The organism is Mesorhizobium sp. M1A.F.Ca.IN.020.06.1.1 (assembly GCF_004023265.1).
Taxonomy (GTDB): Bacteria; Pseudomonadota; Alphaproteobacteria; order Rhizobiales; family Rhizobiaceae; genus Mesorhizobium.
In genome coordinates this window covers 1-5,394 of the sequence record NZ_RZSR01000360.1, presented here as the reverse complement: position 1 = coordinate 5,394, position 5,394 = coordinate 1, and the positions used below count along the sequence as shown (strand labels likewise).

At 63.3% G+C, this 5,394-nt stretch carries 3 protein-coding genes and 2 pseudogenes; all 5 read right to left on the bottom strand.

All coding sequences use genetic code 11. The features are described 5' to 3' along the window. A pseudogene (gene mraY, locus EOA60_RS16985) lies at nt 1-457 on the bottom strand (phospho-N-acetylmuramoyl-pentapeptide-transferase); the annotation flags it as partial. 20 nt (nt 458-477) lie between these two features. After that, nucleotides 478-1,911: a UDP-N-acetylmuramoylalanyl-D-glutamyl-2,6-diaminopimelate--D-alanyl-D-alanine ligase gene (locus EOA60_RS16980; protein ID WP_066990733.1), complete on the bottom strand. Its 1,434-nt coding sequence runs from the start codon at nt 1,909-1,911 to the stop codon at nt 478-480. Next, entirely contained in the window at nt 1,908-3,362 is a 1,455-nt protein-coding gene (locus EOA60_RS16975; protein ID WP_095824925.1) for a UDP-N-acetylmuramoyl-L-alanyl-D-glutamate--2,6-diaminopimelate ligase, read from the bottom strand. The genes EOA60_RS16980 and EOA60_RS16975 overlap by 4 nt, the downstream gene beginning before the upstream one ends. A 54-nt stretch (nt 3,363-3,416) precedes the next feature. Further along, nucleotides 3,417-5,141: a penicillin-binding protein 2 gene (locus tag EOA60_RS16970; protein ID WP_095824926.1), complete on the bottom strand. Its 1,725-nt coding sequence runs from the start codon at nt 5,139-5,141 to the stop codon at nt 3,417-3,419. After that, nucleotides 5,138-5,394: pseudogene (locus tag EOA60_RS16965) on the bottom strand (hypothetical protein); the annotation flags it as partial. The pseudogene EOA60_RS16965 and the gene EOA60_RS16970, both read right to left, overlap by 4 nt.

Genomic DNA, 5,394 nt, shown 5'->3' with positions numbered 1-5,394 from the left:
GGCCATTGTGCATGATCACCCAGGCCGCGATGCCGGCGACAACGAATTCGATCGCCAGCCGCGCCTTGCCGGAGAAGCCCAGATGCGACTGTTTCGTCACCTTGAGATAGTCGTCGTAGAAACCGATCGAGCCGAAGCCGACGGTGACCAAAAGCACCACCCAGACATAGATGCTGGAGAGGTTTGCCCACAGAAGCGAGGAGCCGATGATGCCGGACAGGATCATCAGCCCGCCCATCGTCGGCGTTCCGGCCTTCTTGAAATGTGTCTGCGGTCCGTCGGCGCGGATCGGCTGCCCCTTGCCCTGGCGAAGCCGCAGCGAATTGATGATGGTCGGTCCGAATATGAAGACGATCAGCGCCGAAGTGATCAGCGCACCGCCGGTGCGAAAGGTGATGTAGCGGAAGACATTAAAGGCCGAGATCTTGTCCGCGAAATCAACGAGTAAAGTGAGCATCGGTCCCCCGGATCCCGACCTCAGGTCGGTTCAATGGTTGCGGCTTCCGCCGGAAATTTGCCGAGCAATGCCTCGACCAGCTTTGAAAAGCCGATGCCTTTCGACGACTTGACCATCACCACGTCACCCGGCCTGATCGCCGACATGACGACGGGCTTCAGCTCTTCGGCTCCTGGCCGGTACTCGGTTTCGACATCCGAAGGCAAAACCTCGGCCAGTGCCCGCATCTCCGGGCCGCCGAGAAAGACGTTGCGCGTTTCTGTGCCGACAATAAGTTCGGCAAGGGCCGCGTGGAGCTTCGCCGAATGGCTGCCGAGTTCCAGCATGTCGCCAAGCACGGCGATGCGCCTGCCCTCGCCCGATACCGGCGTGGCGTTGAGCAGCGCCATGGCTGCCGCCATCGACGCTGGATTGGCATTGTAGCTCTCGTCGATCAGCGTGATCGGACCGTTCGGATGGCGCAAAATGTGGCGCCGGCCGCGCCCGCGCTCGGCCGAAAGATCGGCGAGCGCCGCCGCGACCTTGTCGAGATCGGCGCCGACCAGTTGCGCGGCGCCAAGCACCGCCAGCACATTCTGCACGATGTGGCGGCCGGGCGCCCCCACACGGGCCGTCACGTCCCTCTTGCCGATCTTGACCGCGATATCGGAGTGATCGGCATAAAGGTCGCAGCCAACAAGACGAAAGGCCGAGCGGGCGTTCTCGCCGAAGCCGAAGACATGCTCGACACCTGCATCCTTGGCCACTTTCCCGAGCAGCTTCCAACGCGGATCGTCGCGATTGAGCAGCGCGGCGCCGCCGGCCTCTATGCCCTCGAAAATCTCGGCCTTGGCCATGGCGATCTCGTCGAGATTCTTGAAGAAGCCGAGATGGGCGGCCGCGATCAGCGTGACGATCGCGACATGCGGCCTCACCATCTTGACCAGCGGCCTTATCTCGCCCGGATGATTCATGCCGATCTCGAAGATCGCGTAGTCGCAGTCTGCGGGCATGCGCGCCAAGGTAAGTGGCACGCCCCAGTGATTGTTAAACGACTGCGCCGAGGCGTGCACCTTGCCGACCGCCGACAGCACATGGCGCAGCGCTTCCTTTGTGGTCGTCTTGCCCGCAGAGCCGGTCACCGCGATGATCTTGGCCCGTGAGCGAGCGCGCGCCGCAATGCCGAGCTTTTCCAGCGCCGCAAGCACATCCTGCACGACGATCATCGGCGCCGTCAGCCGGCCAAGGGACGGCAGCTTGCCCTCGGCCACCACCAGCACCGCAGCGCCCGCCTTCACTGCAGCGGTTGCGAAATCGTGGCCGTCCATCGTCTCGCCCTTGATGGCGAAGAAGGCGTTGCCCGGCTCGAGGCTGCGGCTGTCGATCGAAATGCCGGTGATGCCTTCCGGCAGCGAGCCGATCGGCCTGCCGCCCATGGCCTCGACAAGCGCTTGCGACGTCCACAGCAAGCTCATGCGGCGCGCTCCTGGAGCGCCTCGCGCACTTCCTCATGATCGGAAAAGTGGAAGGTTTCGGTGCCGATCGTCTGGCCTTCCTCATGCCCCTTGCCGGCGACGATCAGCGTATCGCCGGCATGGAGCATGGCGACGGCCTCGTGGATCGCTTTGCGGCGGTCGCCGATCTCGATGGCGCCGGGCGCCGCGGCAAGGATTGCCGCGCGGATGGTTTCGGGGATTTCCGTGCGCGGATTATCGTCGGTGACGATGACGACATCGGCGAGCCGGGTCGCGATCTCGCCCATGATCGGCCGCTTGCCGCGATCGCGGTCGCCGCCACAGCCGAAGACGACAACGACCCGGCCCGTGGTGAACGGACGAACCGAGGTCAGGACATTTTCCAATGCGTCGGGCTTGTGCGCGTAGTCGACATAGACCGGAGCGCCGGCGGCCGTCGTGCCCACAAGGTCGAGGCGGCCCGGCGCACCTTTGAGTTTCTCCAATGCGGCCAATGCCTTATCAACGGATGTTCCAGTCGAGATGGCGAGGCCGGCCGAAACCAGGGCGTTGGCGATCTGGAAATCACCTGCCAACGGCAGGTCGATCTCGTGAAGCACACCATCGGCCTCCACCTCGGCACGCTGGCGCCGCCGCTCATGCTCGACGCGCTTCAGCGTCAGGAATTCGCCGTGGCGCCCGACGGTCAGAACATTGAGGCCCGCTGCCCGCGCGGCATGAACCGTCGGCTGCGACCAGGGATCGTCGGCGAAGATCACGGCCGGCGCCCCCTTCGGCAGCAGCGTGTCGAACAGACGCAGCTTGGCACGATGATAATCCTCGACCGTCGGATGGTAATCCATGTGGTCGCGGCCGAGATTGGTAAAGCCGCCGGCGGCCAGTTTGACGCCGTCGAGCCGACGCTGGTCGAGACCATGGCTGGAAGCCTCCATCGAGGCGTGCGTTACCCCTGCCTCCGCCAGTTCCTTGAGCAACTCGTGCAGCGCGACCGGATCGGGCGTAGTCAATGAGCCATATTCGTTGCGGCCCGGCGCCACCACGCCGGTCGTGCCGATCGAAGCGGCGGCAAAACCTGCCTGCTCCCAGATCTGGCGGGTGAACGCGGCAACCGATGTCTTGCCGCTGGTCCCGGTTACGGCGACCATCGTCCGAGGCTGCTTGCCGAAGAAGCGCGCCGCGCTCAGCGCCAATGCCAGACGGGGATCATCGACGGCAAGAACCGGGATCGACAGACCGGAGATTGTATTGCCTTTGGCCGCCACGATTGCGGCAGCGCCGCGGCCGGCGGCATCGGCGGCATAGGTCGAGCCATCAGCCTTGCTGCCGGCGAGCGCGAAAAAAACGACGCCCGGTCTTACCTGGCGGGAATCGGAGGAGAGACCGGTAACCTCCAAATCGGGGGAAGCTGTTCCCTCGACAGGCAGGATACCGGCTAGATTTTTCAGATACATTGAGTCCCGTTCACCGCAACAAAATAGCGCGCAGTTGCCGGCGCGCCCCAAGAATCACTGATAGGAAACCAGCGTTGCACCATTTTCATGGCTGAAATCTGGCTTCACGCCAAGCATCGAAGCCGCACGCCTGATGATGTTGCCTGCCATGATGCCGGCATTCGAGGCGGCGGTGGCGCCCATGCCGGGCTTTTCCGGCTTCGGCTCATCGGCGATGGTCAGCACGATATATTGCGGATCGTCCATCGGAAAGGCGGCGACGAAGGCGTTGAAATTCTTCTCTTTCGAATAACGGCCGTTGACGACCTTTTCCGCCGTGCCCGTCTTGCCGCCGACGCGGTAACCCGGAACCCTGGCGCTCTTGCCCGAGCCTTTCTCGGCGTTGAGTGCGTAGAGATAGCGCATCCCTTCCACGGTCGTGTCCTTGACCACCCTTTTGGCCACCTCCATCGCCTGCTCGGCCGTGCGCGGCAGAAAAGTCGGCTCGATCAAATAGCCACTCATCAATGCGGCGCAGCCGACGGCAGTCTGCAGGGGCGTTGTCGAGACGCCATGGCCGAAGGCGATGGTGATCGAATTGACCTGCTTCCATACTTTCGGTTCGGTCGGGCGCGCCACTTCCGGCAATTCCGTCTGCATCTTTTCGAGCACGCCTAGCCGATGCAGGAACTCGCGATGCCCTTCGATGCCGACAGCCTCGGCTTCTTTGGCCGAGCCGATGTTGGACGAATAGATGAACACTTCGGGCACCGAAAGCACACGGCCTTTGCTGTGGAAGTCATGGATGGTCTGGCGGCCGATCCTGATCGGGCGCGACGCATCGAAGCGACTCTCCAGCGTCACCTTGCCGGAATCGAGCGCCATGCCGGTGGTGAAGCTCTTGAAGGTCGAGCCCATCTCGTAGAGCCCGGCCGACATACGGTTCAGCCGGTCCTTTTCCTGAGCATTGTAGGGATTGTTGGGGTCAAAATCCGGCACCGAGGCCATCGCCAGGACTTCGCCGGTCTTGATATTGAGGACCACCGCGCCGGCCGCGATCGCGTGGAACCGTTCCATGCCGGTCGCCACCTCGTCGCGCACCACATGCTGGACGCGCAGGTCTATCGACAGCTTCACCGGCTTCAGATCCCTGGCCACCGCCAGTCCTGACGCCTGCAGATCGGTCAGGCCCTGGTCATCGATGTACTTCTCCATACCGGAGATGCCCTGATTGTCGATGTTGGTGAGCCCGACAATGTAGGATGACGTTTCGCCGCTCGGATAGAAGCGGCGCTTTTCGGTGCGGAAACCGAGACCCGGGATGCCGAGCGCCATGATGTCGGCCTGCTGCTTCGGCGTCAGCTGCCGCTGCAGCCAGACGAAGCCGGCGCCGCTCTTCAGCTTGTGATAAGTCTGCTCGTAGTCAATCTCGGGAAGCACGGTCGAGAGCTTCTCGATCGCCTCGTCGGCGTCGACGATACGGCGCGGCTCGGCGAACAGCGACGCCGTCTTGATGTCGGTCGCCAGCACCTCGCCGTTGCGGTCGACGATGTCCGGCCGCGATGCAGTGACGCGGCTCTGCGGACCACCCGAATTGTCCGGATTCTGCAGGCCGAGATAGACCAGTCGGCCGGCAATCGTCGAATAGATGGTGAAGAACACCGCCATCGTCATGACGATGCGGGTCTTGGCCTTGCCGCCGGTTGCCTTGCGGGCGGCGTCGACGACGATCGAGCCGTCCTCAGTTGCCTTGCTTCGGCGCTTCAGCAGGTTGCCGATCCCTGGAAGCCTGCTGATCATTGCACGGTGCTCCCGGTCACCACCGGATCCTTGCCGTCCGACGGCCCTTTGCCCGAATTGTCGGCCATGCCGCCGAGCGGCTGCGACGACAGGTCCTCGATATTGAGCGGCTTCATCGGCACGTCGTCGAGCCCGCCGATTTGGTGGGCGTTGAGCGGCTCGAGCCCGAGCTGCGACTTGTAGATTTCGGCAAGCTTCTGCAGCCGCGCCGGCTGGGTGAGCAGGCTCCAGTCCGCCTTGAGAAGATCGATTG

Bases quoted from the DNA above. Each gene is read 5' to 3' on its own strand.
- EOA60_RS16980 (WP_066990733.1), bottom strand. From the start codon at position 1,911: ATGAGCTTGCTGTGGACGTCGCAAGCGCTTGTCGAGGCCATGGGCGGC.
- EOA60_RS16975 (WP_095824925.1), bottom strand. From the start codon at position 3,362: ATGTATCTGAAAAATCTAGCCGGTATCCTGCCTGTCGAGGGAACAGCT.
- EOA60_RS16970 (WP_095824926.1), bottom strand. From the start codon at position 5,141: ATGATCAGCAGGCTTCCAGGGATCGGCAACCTGCTGAAGCGCCGAAGC.